The 13,786-nt window shown below is 73.1% G+C and carries 15 protein-coding genes; 1 reads left to right on the forward strand and 14 read right to left on the reverse strand.

Translation table 11 applies throughout. The features are described from left to right. Positions 1 to 4 precede the first annotated feature (4 nt). The 3 genes from ABFX46_RS00315 to ABFX46_RS00325 are packed head-to-tail and all read right to left on the reverse strand — an operon-like array spanning position 5 to position 3,502. Positions 5 to 1,678 (reverse strand): NAD(P)/FAD-dependent oxidoreductase, encoded by a 1,674-nt coding sequence (locus ABFX46_RS00315; RefSeq protein ID WP_346039291.1) that lies wholly within the window; start codon positions 1,676 to 1,678, stop codon positions 5 to 7. A 16-nt stretch (positions 1,679 to 1,694) separates the two neighbouring features. Beyond that, positions 1,695 to 2,489 (reverse strand): SDR family NAD(P)-dependent oxidoreductase, encoded by a 795-nt coding sequence (locus ABFX46_RS00320; RefSeq protein ID WP_346039292.1) that lies wholly within the window; start codon positions 2,487 to 2,489, stop codon positions 1,695 to 1,697. A gap of 2 nt (positions 2,490 to 2,491) precedes the next feature. Beyond that, the gene (locus ABFX46_RS00325) at positions 2,492 to 3,502 is read right to left on the reverse strand and encodes an oxidoreductase (RefSeq protein WP_346039293.1); all 1,011 of its coding nucleotides are present in this window, start codon (positions 3,500 to 3,502) and stop codon (positions 2,492 to 2,494) included. A 223-nt stretch (positions 3,503 to 3,725) separates the two neighbouring features. Here ABFX46_RS00325 and ABFX46_RS00330 point away from each other — a divergent pair, with 223 nt between their 5' ends. Then, positions 3,726 to 4,193: an ester cyclase gene (locus tag ABFX46_RS00330; protein ID WP_346039294.1), complete on the forward strand. Its 468-nt coding sequence runs from the start codon at positions 3,726 to 3,728 to the stop codon at positions 4,191 to 4,193. A 32-nt stretch (positions 4,194 to 4,225) separates the two neighbouring features. Here ABFX46_RS00330 and ABFX46_RS00335 read toward each other — a convergent pair whose 3' ends face one another. The 11 genes from ABFX46_RS00335 to ABFX46_RS00385 form a co-directional block, all read right to left on the reverse strand. Continuing rightward, positions 4,226 to 4,864 (reverse strand): hemerythrin domain-containing protein, encoded by a 639-nt coding sequence (locus tag ABFX46_RS00335; protein WP_346039295.1) that lies wholly within the window; start codon positions 4,862 to 4,864, stop codon positions 4,226 to 4,228. Further along, positions 4,864 to 5,850, reverse strand: coding sequence for a questin oxidase family protein (locus ABFX46_RS00340; protein WP_346039296.1), 987 nt, complete (start codon positions 5,848 to 5,850; stop codon positions 4,864 to 4,866). Before ABFX46_RS00340 ends, ABFX46_RS00335 begins: the two co-directional genes overlap by 1 nt. A gap of 2 nt (positions 5,851 to 5,852) precedes the next feature. Continuing rightward, complete coding sequence (locus ABFX46_RS00345) at positions 5,853 to 6,680, reverse strand: methyltransferase domain-containing protein (protein ID WP_346039297.1); 828 nt, start codon at positions 6,678 to 6,680, stop codon at positions 5,853 to 5,855. A gap of 8 nt (positions 6,681 to 6,688) precedes the next feature. Beyond that, complete coding sequence (locus ABFX46_RS00350; protein WP_346039298.1) at positions 6,689 to 8,785, reverse strand: MMPL family transporter; 2,097 nt, start codon at positions 8,783 to 8,785, stop codon at positions 6,689 to 6,691. A 194-nt stretch (positions 8,786 to 8,979) separates the two neighbouring features. Then, the gene (locus tag ABFX46_RS00355) at positions 8,980 to 9,450 is read right to left on the reverse strand and encodes an anthrone oxygenase family protein (RefSeq protein ID WP_346039299.1); all 471 of its coding nucleotides are present in this window, start codon (positions 9,448 to 9,450) and stop codon (positions 8,980 to 8,982) included. After that, positions 9,450 to 10,625 carry an FAD-dependent oxidoreductase gene (locus tag ABFX46_RS00360; protein WP_346039300.1) on the reverse strand — a complete coding sequence of 392 codons (1,176 nt, stop codon included), beginning with the start codon at positions 10,623 to 10,625 and terminating at the stop codon, positions 9,450 to 9,452. The genes ABFX46_RS00355 and ABFX46_RS00360 overlap by 1 nt, the downstream gene beginning before the upstream one ends. A 14-nt stretch (positions 10,626 to 10,639) precedes the next feature. Further along, positions 10,640 to 10,948, reverse strand: a complete 309-nt coding sequence (locus ABFX46_RS00365) for an antibiotic biosynthesis monooxygenase family protein (RefSeq protein ID WP_346039301.1) — start codon at positions 10,946 to 10,948, stop codon at positions 10,640 to 10,642. Positions 10,949 to 10,979: 31 nt separating this feature from the next. Continuing rightward, positions 10,980 to 11,267 carry an antibiotic biosynthesis monooxygenase family protein gene (locus ABFX46_RS00370; protein ID WP_346039302.1) on the reverse strand — a complete coding sequence of 96 codons (288 nt, stop codon included), beginning with the start codon at positions 11,265 to 11,267 and terminating at the stop codon, positions 10,980 to 10,982. An 82-nt stretch (positions 11,268 to 11,349) separates the two neighbouring features. Next, positions 11,350 to 12,216: an AfsR/SARP family transcriptional regulator gene (locus ABFX46_RS00375; RefSeq protein ID WP_346039303.1), complete on the reverse strand. Its 867-nt coding sequence runs from the start codon at positions 12,214 to 12,216 to the stop codon at positions 11,350 to 11,352. 29 nt (positions 12,217 to 12,245) lie between these two features. Then, positions 12,246 to 12,626: a SchA/CurD-like domain-containing protein gene (locus ABFX46_RS00380; RefSeq protein WP_346039304.1), complete on the reverse strand. Its 381-nt coding sequence runs from the start codon at positions 12,624 to 12,626 to the stop codon at positions 12,246 to 12,248. A gap of 85 nt (positions 12,627 to 12,711) precedes the next feature. Next, a complete protein-coding gene (locus ABFX46_RS00385; RefSeq protein WP_346039305.1) occupies positions 12,712 to 13,776 on the reverse strand; it encodes a glucose-1-phosphate thymidylyltransferase in 1,065 nt (354 codons plus the stop codon). Positions 13,777 to 13,786 lie beyond the last annotated feature (10 nt).

Genomic DNA, 13,786 nt, shown 5'->3' on the forward strand with positions numbered 1-13,786 from the left:
CGGGTCAGGCGATCTTCTTGCGGCGCAGCGCGGCCCGGCCGATGGCCTGCAGGGTCCCGGCCGCGAGCTCGCGGGCCGCGGGCGGTCCGCTGCGGATCGCCCAGTACATGAACTTGGCGAGGTCCCGGGTCGTCGGGTGCAGGTTGTGGTTGTCCGGGTCCTTGTAGCCGAACGCGGCCGGCGGCAGGTCGGACTCCAGCACCATGCGCAGGACGCGGTCGGCGGCGTCGTCCGCCGAGATCTCCCCGACCTCGAACTTCTCGACCGTCTCGACCATCACGTCCCACATGGCCTTGGTCTCGTCGTTGTCCGGCCACCAGAACCCGGCGTTCGGCGCGTCCTCCAGGTCCTTGTAGATCTGGTCGTCGCCGCTGAGGTTGTACTGGAGCTGCGCCCGGCTCAGCCGCATCGCGCCGTAGTTGGACGAGAATCCCCAGATCCGGAAGATGGCGTCCCACAGCTTGAAGTGCGGGAAGGCCACGAAGGACACGTTGCAGAGGTCGTCGTTGTAGTCGAGCAGGCCCTGCTGGAGCCGCTCGACGTACTCATAGCGCTCCTCGGAGAAGTCGTCGTCCTTCAGCGAGTCGAGCACCCGCCACGCGACCGCGTCGATGACCTCGACGGTGTTCGACATGCCCCGGGAGAACAGCGGGTCGATGAACCCGGCCGCGTGCGACATCATGCACCACCGGCGCCCGACGGTCTTCTTGGACGAGTACTGGACCCGCCCGGTGGACACCCACTCGCGCACCCGCCGCGCGCCCCGGAACTGCCGCTCCACCGCCGGGTACTTGCGCACGTAGGAGTAGAACTCCTCCTCCGGCGTCACGCCCTCCGGCTTGGGGTGGACGCGGGTGTCCAGGACGAGGCCGACGCTGCACAGCGGGTTGGTCGACTTCGGGTGGTTGTCGAACGGGATGAGCCAGAAGAAGCCGCCCTCGAAGGTGTGGTGCAGGGTGCCCTCGTGCCAGCGCAGCGGCGGCCGGTCCTCGCGCGGCCAGTCCACCATGTGGTCGAACGGCGGCACGTCCGTCATGTGCGTGAAGATGGAGCGGGTGTGCGTCTTCAGCCGGGTGGGGTTCTCCCGCAGGTCGAGCTTGTCGGCGACCGGGGAGCGGAAGCCGCTGGCGTCCACCAGGTAGCGGGCGCGGATGCGCTCCCCGTTCTGCCCGGTGACGGTCACCGCGTCCTCGCCCAGGTCCAGGTCGGCCACCCGCCAGTTCTGCCGGGGCTCGCAGCCGTACCTGACCGCGACGTGGAACATGTAGGCGTCGCTGTCCTGCCGGAAGATGTGGGTGGCCTTGTACAGCACCTTGGGCACCCCGGCGAGGATCGTCTCGCCCGGGTCGGGCTCCTCGCCCGGCCGGTGCGACACGAACGCGAAGTGCCGCTTGATGCCGAACGTGCTGCCGATCTTCTTGTCGACCGAGTTCAGGCTCTCCAGCGTGGTGATCTCGGGGATCCCGTAGCGGGCCGCGAGCATGCCGAGCCGCACCAGGTAGTGCGGGATCGTCGACTCGCCGACCGCGAACCGCGGATGCTGGACGCCGTCCACCAGCACGACCCGCGCGCCGTTGCCCGCGAGGATGGCCCCGAGCATGGACCCGGCGATGCCCGACCCGATGATCAGGACGTCGCACTCGGTCTCCGTGACGTGCTCCTTCGCCTGCCGTTTCACGTTCGTCGCCTCCCGGTCACACCATCGCGGTGCCGCCGTCGATGATCAGGTAACTTCCGGCGAGGTAGCCGGAGGGCTCGGTGGCCAGGAACGCGATCACCTCCGCGACGTCCTGCGGAACCCCGTTGCGGCGCATGGCCGCGCGCTGCGCGTTGGCGCGCAGCGCCTGCTCGGGCAGCCCGTCGGCGACCCGGGTGAGGATCAGCCCGGGGCCGACCCCGTTGACCCGGACGCCGTACGGGCCGGCCTCCTGGGCGAGCACCTTCACCGCCGACTCCACCGCCGCCTTCGCCATGCTGAGCGGCAGGAACCCTGGCGCGGGCGTGCGCGACAGCGCCGCCCCGACCGCCACGATCGCGCCGTGGCCGCGGTCGAGCATGCCGGGCAGCACCAGGTCGACGGGGTTGAGCAGGGCGCGCAACTGGCGCTGCACGATCCACTCGCAGTACTCCACCGAGGTCGAGGTGAACGGGGCCACCTTCACCTCGAACCCGTAGAGGCCGGTGGCGTTGGCGACCAGCACGTCGACCTCGCCGAGCTCGGTCTGCGTCCGCGCGACCAGGTCGCGGACCTGGTCGCGCTCGGTCACGTCGGCCTGGACGGCGAGCGCGCGGCCGCCGGCCGCCTCGATGGCCTCCACCACCTCCTTCGCCGGGCCCTCGCCGCGGTGGTAGTTGACCGCGACGGCCGCGCCGCGGGCGGCGAGCGTGCGGGCCGTGGCCGCGCCGATGCCGCTGCTCGCGCCGGTGACCAGCGCCACCCGGCCGCGCAGGTCGGCACCGTCCGGCACTGCCGGTGCGTTGTCCGCCATGGTCAGCCCTCCTTCGTCTCGGGCACCGCGGTCTCGGGCACCGCGGTCTCGGGCACCGCGGTCTCGGGCACCGGACCGTCCAGCGCCGCGGCCTCGTACGACACGCCGGCCAGCCGCTCGGAGACGTCCCAGAGCCGCCGTCCGAGTTCGGGGTCGGTGACCTTGGCGGGGGTCTTCACCCGTCCGATCGGGCCCCAGATCTCCCCGAATCCGGTGGGGGCGTAGCAGGCGCCCGGCTCCACGCCCGGCGCGCAGGCCGCGTACAGCGAGGGCCACGCGCCCATCTCCGTCGGCTTGGCGAACAGCCGGGTGGGGATGCGGAAGAACGCCTCCTGGAACCGGCTGCCCTCCATCCGGGGGCCGGTGTACTGCAGGTCGCTGGCCGCGAAGCCGGGATGCGCGGCGACGCCGGCCGGCCCGTGCCCGGCATACCGGCGGGACAGTTCCCGGGCGAACACCAGATTGGCCAGCTTGGCCTGGTTATAGGCGTTGAACTTGTCGTAGGAGCGCTCGCCCTGCAGGTCGTCCAGGTCGATCTTCCCCATCATTTTCACGACCCAGGTACTGAGGCTCACCACGCGGGCTCCGGGGCGCGCCTTCAGCAGCGGAAGCAGCCTTCCGGTGAGCGCGAAATGGCCGAGGTAGTTGACCCCGAACTGCATTTCGTGGCCATCGGCGGTGAGTAGCCGGGGGATGCCCAGCACGCCGGCGTTGTTGATCAGGATGTCCAGCCCGGCATGGACCGCCGCGTACTCCTCGGCGAACCGCTCGACCGACGACAGGTCGGCCAGGTCGAGCAGCCCCGGCCGGACGGACGCGTCCGGGGCGCGCCGCCGTATCTCGGCCGCGGCCCGCTCGCCCCGCTCCCGGCGGCGGCAGGCCAGCGTGACGTCCGCGCCGTGCCGGGCCAGTTCGAGCGCGGTGTGGAAGCCGAGGTTCTTGTTGGCGCCGGTGACGATCGCCGTGCGCCCGGTCAGGTCCGGGATGTCGGCCGGGGTCCACCGTTCGGCCATGCTCGCCCCTCCTGTGACGCGCGGGCCCCGTGCGGGCCGCGAGCCCAGTGTCACCGGCCCCGGTTAATCCGCGGCTAAGCGCGGGAAAGGCGGCCGCCGCAGCGCCTTGACAGTAAAACTCCAATCCGTTTAGCCTTTTTTTGACTCACCATTGGGGAACGCCCCCGCGAATGAAGGAGAAATGGCAGTGCAAAGTCGCGAGGAGAGAAACAAGGAAATCCTTGTGAAATCGCTCGACATTCTCCGCGGAAAGGCCGGCGCGGAGCTGGCGAACGAGACCTACACCGCCGACTACACCGACAACAGCGGGGCCCCCGAGCGGGGCCCGGCGCGGGTCCTGGCGGTGGCCGAGCAGGCCCGCCGAGCCTTCCCCGACCTGGACTACGACGTCGAGCAGGTCATCGGCGAGGGCGACTACGTGGCGTTCCGGCTGACGATGCGGGGCACGCACGAGGGGCCGCTGCCCGGCTCCGGGCTGCCCGGCACCGGCAAGCGGGTCGAGGTGCGGCAGCTGCACATGATCCGGTTCGAGGACGAGCGGATCGCCGAGCACTGGGCGGTCCGCGACGACATCGGCATGATGCGGCAGCTCGGCGTGATCCCCGGTCCCCCCGGCGGCGGCCCCGGCGGCCCCGGCGGGCCGGGCGGACCGGGCGGGCCGGGCGCGGGAGGCCCGCTGGCCGGCGGCTGACCGGCGGGCCGCACATCCGGCTCACACCCGGCTCACAGCCAGCGTGGCTGCCTCGTGTAACGGGGCAGCCACACCTTCTGGTAGAGCAGCCGCACGGGCGGCGGGACGTTGCGCAGCACCGCCGCCCGGTCGGCGCCGGACGCCTCCCCGAGCAGCCACGGGAAGAACTCCGGCGCATGCCGCAGCGCCGCCAGCCCGCCGCCGCGCATGTCGGCCAGGCACCGGTCCCAGTCGCGGGGCGACATCGCGGTCGCGACCAGGGGCAGCGCGTCCTCCTCCTCGTGCTCGAGGTGCCGGTCCAGCTCGGCGCGGAACTCCTCGGCGGCCGCGGCCAGCCGGGTGCCGTTCTCGCCCGACCGCGCGAGCGCGTCGTCCACCGCCGCCACGAGCGGGTCGATCCGGTCGTGCTCGGCCTCCATCGCGTCCAGGACGGCGAGGTCGTCGGCGCGCCCGTGCAGGCCGGTCCGCATCCGCGGCCACATGTGGCGGTCCTCGCCCTCGTGGTGGCTGATCAGCATGGACTTCAGCGTGGCCCAGCCGACGCGCACCGCCTCCCGGCGTCCCCCGCCGCCGGCGTCCAGGCGCGCGGCGGCGTCACTCAGGTGGCCCAGGTCGCGGCGGAGCGCGTTGTGCGTCACCAGCATCATCGTCATGTCGTGCTCGGCGGCCATCACATTCCTCCTTCGTGCCGGCAGTTGACGTTCAGGGTGTGCGCCGCGGCGAGGTAGCGCGGGTCGGGCCGCAGCGCGTACTCGCGGCGGCACGCCTCGGCGAGCTTGATGGCGTGCTCCTCGCCGATCTCGACGGCGTCCTCGACCAGGGTGTCCAGCGGCGGCGGGTCGCCCTGCGGGCGCGGCGCGCCCTTCCCGGAGAAGCCGCGCGAGACCGCCCACACCTGCGCGGCGAGCGCCTCGGCCGCGGCGTAGGTGGGCGGCCACAGCTCGTCCGGCAGGATCGGCAGGACGAGCCGGACCGCCGCCGGCGCGGTGACCGTGTGCACGGCCGGGACCGGCGGGCGCGGCGCGAACTCGGCGTACAGACCGGCGTTCACCACGGTCAGCTCGCTCAGCGCGGCCGGCACCCGCGCCACCGGGACCCGCGTCGCCAGCGTGACCGGGATCTCCCCGGCCCCTCCGACGGGCCCGCGGACCGGCGTGTGGCGCGCCGCCCAGTACGCCAGCCCGCGCGCCAGCTCGTTCAGCTGGAGCCGGCTCGGCTCTGGCGAGATGCGCAGGATCCGCACCGCGTGCGCCGTGCGGATCAGCCCGTGGGTGAAGGCGGCGAACGCCCCGTCCAGCAGCACCGGCCACCACTCGACGACCACGTCCCGCCACGGGGCCTCGGCGAGCCGCCGGTCGAAGTAGGCGACCCAGTCGGTGACGCGGCGGTAGTCGCCGAGCGCGGCGCGCCGCGCCACCGGGTCGGCGTCGGTGATCGGCTCCCTCGGCGGCGGCGGGTCGTAGGAGCGGCGCCGCCGCAGGTTGAGCTCGATCCAGGACGGCACCATGTCCGGGTGGTCCAGCGCGACCAGCGCCTCGGCCGCCATCGGCGCGTGCATCGCGAAGTCGGGCCCGAACTCGAACCCGACGCCCGCGAGCCGGTCGAGCGCCTCGTCGACGGCGCCCGCGTAGCGGCCGGCCGCCTGCGCGTCCGCCATCCTCACCCCTCCTTCCGGCCCTCGGCCAGAATGATCACGCCGTACATCAGGAAGCCGCCGTCGGCCTCCCGCGCGGCGATGTTCTCAGTCAGGGCGCGGGCGCGCTCGGGCGGCAGCGCGCCCACCTCCCCCGCGCGCCGGACGGCGTCGCTGAGGCCGGTGAGCCCGTCGGCGGCGGCGATCCCGTCCAGCACGACGGGGATGGGTTTCACCTGCACCTCCGCCAGCCCGGCCGCGCGCAGCAGGCCGGACAGCCGGCGGCCGATCCACGGGTTGCGGATGTTGTCGAACCACCAGGTCAGCACGGTGCGGGCTGCCTCGCGGTCGTCCAGGTCGGGGGCCCACATGCCGTGGTCGGGGTCGGCGACGAGCACCCGCCCGCCCGGCCGCGTCACCCGCGCCAGCTCGGCGATCGCGCCCGCCGGGTCGGCCAGGTGCTGGACCATCCGCTCGGCGCGGACGCCGTCGAAGCGGCCGTCGGGGAACGGCAGCGCGTAGGCGCTGGCGACCTGGAAGGACGCGGGCACGCCGGTCCCGGTGCCGCGCGCCCTGGCCTCCTCGATCGCCCGCTCGTTGACGTCGACGCCGACGGCCTCGCCGGACGGGCCGACCCGCCCGGCGAGTTCCAGGACGTCGGTGCCGTTGCCGCAGCCGACGTCCAGCAGGCGGCGGCCGGGCTCGGGCGCCAGCCGGTGCAGGATCTCCCGCTTGACCGCGGCCAGCGTGTCGGCGGCGGCGTCCAGGTATCCCACGGCCGGGCGGCCGAGCAGCGTGGAGGTGTCCCCCGGCTCGCCCTGCCAGGCGGGCCCGCGGGCGGTCGCTTCGCTCATCACCGGTCTCACCCTCTCTGCTCGGGGGCCAGCTCGCGCTCGGGTGCGCGGGCCCGCTCGGCCCGCCCGCGGGCGAGGCCGCTCGGCCACCACAGGCGGCTGCCGAGGTCGTAGGTCAGCGCCGGCACGAGCAGGGAGCGCACGATGAAGGTGTCGATCAGCACGCCGAGCGCGATGACGAAGCCCTGCTCGGCGAAGCCGACGACGGGCAGCGTCACGAGGACGCTGAAGGTGGCGGCCAGCACGATGCCCGCGGAGGTGATGACGCCGCCGGTGGACACCAGGCCGTTGACGGTGCCCTGCCGCGTCCCGTGCAGCTTGGCCTCCTCGCGGACGCGGCTCATGAGGAAGATGTTGTAGTCGACGCCGAGCGCCACGAGGAACACGAAGGCGATCTGCGGGAGCTGGGCGTCCTGGCCGGTCCAGTTGAAGACGTGCTCGAAGACCGCCGTGGAGATGCCCATCGCGGCGCCGAACGACAGCACGACCGTCGCGATCAGCAGCACGGACATGGTGAGGGCGCGCAGCAGCAGGCACAGCACCACGAGGATGACCACCAGCACGAGCGGGATGGTGATCAGCGAGTCGTGCTTGATGGTCTTGATCATGTCGATCTCGATCGCGGCGGGGCCGCCGACCTGGGCGTCCGCCCCGGGGACCGCGTGCAGGCGGTCGCGCAGCCGCTGCACGGCGTCGCGCTCGGCCTGGGTCTCCGGCTCGGCCGCCACGGTGGCCTGCATCTGCACCTTGCCGCCGGCGCGGCCGGACTCCTGCACGGTCGTCGCGCCGGCGGCGAGCGCGGCCTGCCGGACCGCGTCGGCCTGCCCGGCGTTGGCGATCACGTCGACCGGGTTGCCGGCGCCCGCGGCGAAGTGCGCGGAGATGAGCTCCTGGCCCTTGACCGCGTCCGGCGTCTCGGTGAAGCGGGTCTGCTGCGGGACGTTGAACGACAGCAGGCCGAGCAGGCACGCGGCGAGCGCGAGCGCCGTCAGCGACCACACCGCGCGCGGGCGGGAGCCGACCAGCGCGCCGGCCCGCACCCAGAGCCGGGAGACGGGCGGGACGTCGCCGGCCTGCGGGCGGCGCGGCCAGAAGATCCAGCGGCCGAAGATGACGAGCAGCGCGGGCAGCAGCGTCATCATGGCGAGCAGCGCGGAGCCGACGGCCAGCACGCCGATCGGGGCGAGCGAGCGGGTGGAGTTGAGGTCGGCGACGGCGAGGCAGAGCAGGCCGAGCCCGACCGTGCCGGCGGAGGCGATGATCGCGCCGCCGGAGCGGCGCAGCGCCACCCGCATGGCCTCGTGCCGGTCCTCGTGCCGGGCCAGTTCCTCCCGGTACCGGGCGATCAGCAGCAGCGCGTAGTCGGTGCCGGCACCGTAGATCAGGATGCTGAGCACGCTGACGGCCATCGAGTTGACCGACAGGCCGGGCCCCTTGATCAGCCCGTACACGATCGCGCTGCCGAGCTGGTTGGCGGCGAACACGCTGAACAGGGGCACCAGGAACAGCACCGGGCTGCGGTAGATGAGCAGCAGCAGGACGGCGACGACGAGGACCGGGATGAGCAGGAGGGTGAACTCCATGTCCCGGAAGATGAGGAACTCGTCGGCGCCGAGCCCGGCCGGCCCGGCGACCTTGATGTCCAGGCCGCCGCTCCCCTCGCCGAGCCGGTCGCGCATGCCGTCGACGGCGTCGAGGATGACCTCGCCCTCCTGCTCGTCGCCGGTCGCGGCGAGCGGCACCGTGTACAGGACGGCCTTGCCGTCCTTGGACACCTGCGGCTGCTGCGCGGTGGCGTGCGGCGCGAACTCCTTGGTGAGCCGCTGCGCGTCGGCGGCGGCGCGCTGCTCGTCGGCGGCGGTCAGCCCGCCGTCCCGCTGGTAGATGATCATCGCCGGGATGACCTGGCCCTGCGGGAACGCCTCCTGCGCCTGCAGCACGGCGGTCGACTCGGCGCTGTTCGGCAGGTACTCGATCCGGTCGTTGTCGGCCGCGCTGAACAGCTTGCCGGCGAACGACCCGGACGCGGCGAGAATCACCAGCCAGCCGATCAGGACGATCCATTTCGCCCGGCGGCCGGCGGGCAGCGCCAGCAACCTCGTCATCGGGGAACCTCCAGGTTCTCGGTCATCGGACGGGCGGGGTCAGGCGGTCAAACGGTCGGGCGGTCGGGCAGCCGGGCGGACCCGGACAGTAAACATGGCTATTATCTACATGTATGAGATCGATGGCCACTACCTGGCCGGAAACTATGCCCGACCTGCGATGACACCCGGCCCGGAAGGAGCCTCCGGGCCGGTCACCACACCAGCGCCGCCCCCGTGATCGCCGCGCCGAACCCCGCGACCGCGAGCAGCGTCCGCGCCCGGTTGGCCGCCGCCCAGCGCGCCCGCACGCCCGGCCAGTCCGGCGGCGGCGCGGCCGGGTCCCAGCCGTCGATCACCCGGTTCATCCGCACGTTCCAGCCCTCGGACACCACCGCGACGCCGATGATGCACAGGCCCGCGCAGCCGACGGCGACCCGCGGCCAGACGCCGCCGCCGGCCGCCACCAGCGCCGCGCAGACGGCCAGGGACACCTTGTTCACCCGCGGCATCATCGGGTCGAACCGGCGGTCCAGCAGCCGGTGCACCTGGACGTAGCGGTCGGCCGGCAGCACCGCCACCACCGGCACGATCGCCGTCTCCACCGCGAGCAGCACGCCCGCCAGCACCCCCGACAGCAGCAGGAACGCCGCCAGGAGCGCGTCGACCACGGCGTCCGGGACCATCAGAACCGCACGTCCATCATCTGGGCGTAGCTCTCCCGGCGGCCCTTGCCGTCGAAGAACGCCCGCATGAACAGGTCCCGCCCGATGCACAGCGCCCGGCTCCGCCAGCGCCCCATCGCGCCGATCGACCAGGCCGTGCCGGTCATGCCGTCGACCCGCGCGCGGCGCAGTTCCTCGAAGGCCGCGACCGCCTCCGGCACCCGGTCGTGCTCGCTCAGCAGCCGGGAGAGGGCGACGCCGTCCTCGATCGCCTGGCCGGCGCCCTGGCTGAGGTTGAGGGTCATCGGGTGCGCGGCGTCGCCGAGCAGCACGACGCGGCCCCTCCCCCAGCCGGCGCTGCGGTCCGGCGGGCGGTCGAATATGTCGATCGGGAGGATCGCCTCCTCCTCGGTGGAGGCGACGATGCCCGGCACCGGATCGGGCCAGTCGCGGTAGGTCTCGGCCAGCACCTCGCGGCGGTCCTTGGCGAGCATGTCGAACGAGGCGCCCACGCTGTCGGCGGTGATCGCGTCCCAGTACACCTCCTCGGGGTTGAGCCGCATGTACAGGAAGCGCAGCCCGCCCCGTCCCCACAGGTTGAAGAAGGTGCCGGTGGGCACCGCGTCCTCGCCGGGCAGCCGGGTGATCGCCTGCCAGGCGGTGTACCCGGCGTACCGCAGCGGCAGGTCGTGCCCCTTGCGCAGGACGTCGCGGACCGTCGAGCGGATGCCGTCGGCGCCGATCAGGACGTCGGCGCGCAGCTCGGAGCCGTCGGCGAGGCGCGCCGTCACGCCGTCGTCGTCCTGCTCGAAGCCGACGCAGCGCCGCCCCAGCCGGACGTCGTCCCCGGCCGCCTCCATCAGCACCGTGTTGAGGGCCGACCGGCGCAGGCCGAGCGCCGGGGCGCCGTACCGCTCGGCCTCGGGGGCGATGTCCCAGCGGGCCAGCCGGCGGCCCCGGTCGGACCGGAACTCGTGGTAGACGATCTCCACCCCGGCCTCGGCCACCCGCTCGTCCAGCTTCAGCTCGCGCAGCGCGAGCAGGGCGTTGTGCCACAGCATGAAGCCGCCGCCGGTGAGCAGCCGCCCCGGCGCCGAGCGGCGTTCGAGGACCACGGTGTCCACCCCCGCCCTGCGCAGCCCGACGGCGGTGGTCAGGCCGCCGATCCCCGCCCCCACCACGATGGCCGTGCGCACCGCCGCCACCGCGATCACACGCTGTCGAGCCGGGCGCGCACCTCGAAGATGCTCCGCTCGACCCCGTCGTCGCCCCAGTACGGCAGCATCGGCGCGGCCATCTCCAGGTGCCGGGGGTGGTCCTCCCAGTCGCGGAACGCCTGCTCGCTCTCCCACTCGGCCAGCAGGACGTAGGTCCGCCCGTCCCCGGTGTCGCGCAGCAGTTCGTCGTGCAGGTGGCCGGGCGTGCCGCGCACGGTCTCGGTCACCTGCCGGTAGGCCGCCTCGAACTTCTCCTGGTCCTCTTTCCGGGGGGTGGCACGCACCATGATGCGGAACGTCATGGCAGTCACGTCTCCTCTCTGCGCCGCCCGGTCAGACGCGGGCGATGATCTCCAGGACCTGCTTGCTGGCCGACTCGCGGAGCGGCTCGAACGCGGCGGACATGGTGCGGCGCTCGGTGCTGCTCTCGAACGCCCGCAGCGCCTCGCGGCTCTCCCAGTCGCCGGTGATGGTGTACCTGCGGCGCAGCTGCGGGTCGCAGGTCAGCGCCTGGCCGAGACTGCCGCGCGGCTGGACGCCGCTCATCGCGCGCCTCCAGATCTCCTCGAACGCGGCCTCGCAGCCCTCCCGCACGAGCATGGTGAGCACGGCACGGACCATGGTCGTCACCTCCTGAATGGCTCACGGCGTCGAGCGTCTCAGCCGGGGATAAAGCAGCGGCCAGCCCGGGGAAAACGGGCCGCTAGGCGATCCACGCCTCCCAGTGGCGGGGGGACGCGGCGTCGGACTCCAGGATCGACCGGTGCAGCACCTGCAGGTCGTGGCTGGGCTCGACGCCGAGGTCGTTGACGCACGCCTCGCGCAGGGCGCGGAACGCCGCCAGGGCGTCGGCCCTGCGCCCGGCCAGGTACAGCGCCACCATCAGCTGCGCGTGGACGCGCTCGTGCAGCGGATGCTCGGCGGCCAGGGCGCGCAGGTCGCCGATGACCTCGATGTGCCCGCCCAGCCGGATCTGCAGGCGGATGCGGCGCTCCAGCGCGGAGATCCGCGCCTCCTCCAGGCTCAGCGCCACGCCCTCCAGCACCGACGAGGAGCGCACGTCGACCAGCGCCGGGCCCCGCCACAGCCCGGTGGCCGCGCGGTAGTGCCGCAGCGCGCGCTCCAGGTCGCCCTCGTCGGCGGCCATCCGGCCGAGCTCGCAGAGCCGCTCGAACCGGATGAGGTCGAGCGTCCCGTCGTCGATCTCCAGCCGGTAGCCCGGGTCGCGGGTCACGATGACGGGACGCTCGTCGTGCGGGGGCAGCACCGCCAGCGTCCGGCGCAGCTGCGAGACGTACACCCGCAGCGCCTTGAGCGCCGTGCGCGGCGGGCGGTCGCCCCACAGCTCCGAGATCAGCGTGTCCGTGGACACGACGGTGTTGCACCGCACCAGGAGCAGCGCGAGCAGCACCCGCAGCTTGTGCGCGCGGGGCGTGCGGATCCGCAGCCCGTCGTGGATCTCCAGCGGCCCGAGCACCGTGAACCGTAACCCGGACGCGGGCTCCGGGTCCGCCGGCGGCGGCGCGGCGGGCGCGCCGACCGGCCCGGCGGCCGCAGGCAGGATGTCCATGCGCTGGCTCCCCTCACCGAGCGCTCGCGTCAACTGCCGGCCGGGTGCGTTTCGACGGAGAGCTGGGATATGCAGCGCATCATCGCGTTGCGGAAGTTCTCCTTGAACTCCTCGGGGCTCCCGGCGGGCCGCCGGTGCGTCAGGTACGGGCCGAGCTTCTCCTCCAGGTTGTGGACGCCCTGCTGGGCGGCCATGTGCCGGGCGATGGCGATGAAGTCGCCCTCGTAGTGGATGACGCGGACCATGAACTCGTCCTTCACGAACACCGCGGTGCCGAGCAGCCGGCCGACCGCCTCCCCGTTCTCGTCGCGCATGTCGGGGGTGTCGACCCGCCGGAAGCCGGCGAAGACCTCCGCCAGCTCGTCCTCGCATCCCGGCTTGACCCGGTAGGTGATCGCCGCGTACGGCATGGTGGACCTCCAAGGCAGAGAGGGAACTGCCGCCATCGGACACGCGGCCGCTAGAGGCTCGCTGGACCGGCGGTGGGCGGCCGGGTCAGCCGAGCCGGACGCGGCTGTGGTCGCCCACGACGAACCGGTGCGCGCGGGGCTGGTCGGCGACGGGGGTGATGACGACGTCCTTGCCGAGGAGGGAGTCGCGCATGCGCGGCACGCCGAGCACCGACGAGCGCTCCATCACGATGGAGAACTCCACCTCGGTGTCGCGGATCACGCAGCCGGGGCCGATGGAGGTGAAGGGGCCGAGGTAGCTGCCGCGGACGACCGCCCCGGCCCCCACTATCAGCGGGCCGACCAGCCGCGACCCGGTCACCCGCGCGCCCTCCTCGATGACGACCCGGCCGGTGATCTCGGTGGCCGCGTCCACCTCGCCGTCGATCCGCGGCTCCAGGGACTCCAGGACGAGCCGGTTGCACTCCAGCATGTCCTCGACGCGCCCGGTGTCCTTCCAGTAGCCGTGGACGATGTGGGACGTCACCCGCGTCCCCCGCTCCAGCATCCAGCGGATCGCGGTGGTGATCTCCAGTTCGCCGCGCGGGTCCGGCTTGATCGAGCGGACCGCCTCGTGCACGAGGGGCGTGAACAGGTACACGCCCATGATGGCGAGGTCGCTGCGCGGCCGCTCCGGCTTCTCCTCGACGGCGAGCAGCCGGCCGTCGGCGTCCAGCTCCGCCACGCCGAAGGAGCCGGGGTCGGCGACCGGGGTGAGCAGCAGCCGCGCGTCCGGCCGGTCGCGGCGGAACCCCTCGATGACGCCGGTCAGCCCGTCGAGCAGGAAGTTGTCGCCGAGGTAGAGGACGAAGTCGTCGTCGCCGAGGTAGTCCCGGGCGATGAGCACGGCGTGCGCGAGGCCGAGCGGCGCCTCCTGCCGGATGTAGGTGACCCGCAGGCCGAACCGGGAGCCGTCGCCGACCGCGCGGCACACCTCCTCGGCGGTGTCGCCGACGACGACGCCGACGTCCTCGATGCCGGCGGCGCGCAGGGCCTCCAGGCCGTAGAACAGAACGGGCTTGTTGGCGATGGGAACGAGCTGCTTGGCCGAGGTGTGCGTGATGGGACGCAGCCGCGTCCCATGTCCGCCGCACAGCACGAGCGCCTTCATGGGCCGACCT

The organism is Actinomadura chokoriensis, assembly GCF_039529475.1.
Lineage (GTDB): Bacteria > Actinomycetota > Actinomycetes > Streptosporangiales > Streptosporangiaceae > Spirillospora > Spirillospora bangladeshensis.